General features: G+C 69.7%; 1 protein-coding gene. It reads left to right on the forward strand.

Going from position 1 to position 1,963, the window contains the following annotated elements:
• Nucleotides 1–1,796, forward strand: a 1,796-nt coding sequence (locus ABNT58_RS26930; protein WP_348756451.1) for a zinc-dependent metalloprotease, incomplete at its 5' end; no start/stop codon positions are given.
• Between the last annotated feature and the right edge of the window lie 167 nt (nt 1,797–1,963).

Genomic DNA, 1,963 nt, shown 5'->3' on the forward strand with positions numbered 1-1,963 from the left:
ACACCGACTACGGGCTGGAGATGCGACCCAACCTGCGCGTGCACCATGTGGCGCGCTGGCGGCTCGAGAAGAAGGACCCCTCGGCCGCGCTGTCCGAGCCGGTGCAGCCCATCACCTACTGGCTGGACCGCAACATCCCGCAGCGCTACCGCGCCTCGGTGGAAGCCGGCGTGCTGGAGTGGAACAAGGCCTTTGAGCGCATCGGCTTCAAGAACGCCATCGTGGTCCGGCAGCAGCCGGACGACGCCGACTTCGACACGCTGGATGCCTCGCACGCGTCCATCCGCTGGTTCGTGGGCAGCGACGTGGGTTTTGCCCGCGGCCCCAGCGTGCGCGACCCGCGCACCGGCGAGATCCTGGACGCCGACATCGCGATGAGCGACGTGTTTGCCCGCGGCGCCCGCCGCGTGGCCAGCGAAGACCTGGGCAGCCTGCCCACGCGCCTGAACGCGCTGGGGGGTGCACTGGGCCACCGCCATGACGCGTTCTGCGACTTCGCCGAACAAAGCGCCGACGAAGCGGCCTTTGCCTTCGACCTGCTGGAAGCACGGGCCGACCTGCCGCCCGACAGCCCGCAGGTGGAAGCGCTGGTACAGGCCTACGTGAAGGAAGTGATCATGCACGAGGTGGGTCACACCCTGGGCCTGAAGCACAACTTCAAGGCATCGACGACCGTCAACCGCACGCAGCTGCAGGACAAGACATACACCGCCACCAATGGCGTCGTCAGCTCGGTGATGGACTACACGCCCTTCAACATCGCGCTGGCCAACGAACGCCAGGGCGACTACGTGACGCCCACGCTGGGCGCCTACGACTACTGGGCCATCGAGTACGCCTACAAGCCCTTCGCGGCCGAGCAGGAGCCGCAGGAGCTGGGCCGCATCGCCGCGCGCAGCACCGAGCCGCAACTGGCCTACGCCGACGATGCCGACGCCGACGCCGGCCTGGGCGGCGGCATCGACCCCTACACCAACCGCTTCGACCTGGGCGACGACCCGCTGGGCTGGTACCGCAAGCGCTTTGCGCTGTCGCGCGAGCTGTGGGACCGGGTGCAGACCCGCGGCGCCAGGCCCGGCGACGACCCGCTGCGCGAGCGGCGCGTGCTGGCCAGCGGCTTCCGCCAGCTGCGCGACATTCCGCAGCTGACCGCCAAGTACGTGGGCGGCATGGTGATCCAGCGCGACCTGCCCGGCACCACCGGCCGACCCACCTACAAGCCGGTGGACCCGGCCCGCCAGCGCGAGGCGCTGCGCTTCCTGGCCGACAGCGTGTTCAGCGTGGACAGCTTCCGCTTCCGCCCCGAGTTCCTGGCCAGCCTGAGCCCCGACTTCAACGAATGGGAGCGCGGCCAGCCGGTGAGCATCCCGACGCTGGTGCTGGGCCTGCAGACCCAGGCGCTGGACCGCCTGATGGCTGCCGGCACCGCGCAACGGGTGCTGGACCTGCCGGCCTACCTGAGCGCGCGTGAACGCACCGGCGCGCTGACGCTGAACGAGGTGTACGGCACGCTGCAGTCCAGCATCTGGCGCGAGCTGAAGCAGGGCGGCGAGATCGACGGCATGCGCCGCAACCTGCAGCGCCAGCACTTGAAGCGTGTGCAGGCCCTGCTCACCAAGCCCAGCGACCTGCCGGCCGACGCGATGAGCCTGGTGCGCATGCAGGCGGTGGAACTGCAGGCGCAGCTCAAGGCCAGCGCAGGGCGCAACGGGTTGTCACCCGAGACCCGGGCTCACCTGCAAGAGAGCCTGAGCACGCTGAGCGAGGCGCTGCGCGCGACGATGGTCAGGGGCTGACCATGCAAATGCGGCGCCGTGCAGTCGGCGCCGCCTGCCGTTCAACCCTTATTCAGCGCCTTCAGCAGCTTGTCGTGCACCCCGCCGAAGCCGCCATTGCTCATGCACAGCACATGGTCACCCGGCCTGGCGGCGCGCACCACGGCGGCCACCAGGGCGTCGATGCT

The organism is uncultured Aquincola sp. (genome assembly GCF_964001545.1).
Taxonomy (GTDB): domain Bacteria; phylum Pseudomonadota; class Gammaproteobacteria; order Burkholderiales; family Burkholderiaceae_C; genus Aquincola.